The sequence below is a fragment of the Anaerotruncus sp. 80 genome (assembly GCF_009936115.1).
GTDB classification, from domain to species: domain Bacteria; phylum Bacillota; class Clostridia; order Peptostreptococcales; family Anaerovoracaceae; genus Senimuribacter; species Senimuribacter intestinalis.
The window spans coordinates 1-443 of the sequence record NZ_QWES01000065.1 but is presented as its reverse complement, the minus strand read 5'-3'; the positions used below and the strand labels follow the sequence as shown (position 1 = coordinate 443).

Annotated in this window: 1 rRNA gene; it reads right to left on the bottom strand. The window is 50.8% G+C overall.

The annotated features are described in order from the left end of the window. A 23S ribosomal RNA gene (locus D1155_RS15490) occupies positions 1 to 443 on the bottom strand; the annotation flags it as partial.

The window sequence follows — 443 nt, the reverse complement described above, 5'->3', positions numbered from 1 at the left end:
CGTAACGCCTCAGTATTGACTATGCGGATTTGCCTACATTGCCTACCTCGACGCTTGGACACGCTCTACCAGCGGCGTGCTCAGTCTATCCTTCTGTGTCCCCACTTCGCTTAAAACGACCTCCGGTGGTACAGGAATCTCTGCCTGTTATCCATCGCCTACGGCTTTCGCCCTCGGCTTAGGTCCCGACTAACCCTGAGCGGACGAACCTTCCTCAGGAATCCTTAGATTTTCGGCGGGCAGGATTCTCACCTGCCTTGCGCTACTCATGCCAACATTCTCTCTCGTATACAGTCCACAAATCCTTACGAATTTGCTTCTTCCCAGTATACGATGCTCCTCTACCATACATTTCTGTATCCAAAGCTTCGGTAGTAAGTTTTAGCCCCGTTTATCTTCGGCGCAGAGCCACTCGACTAGTGAGCTATTACGCACTCTTTAAA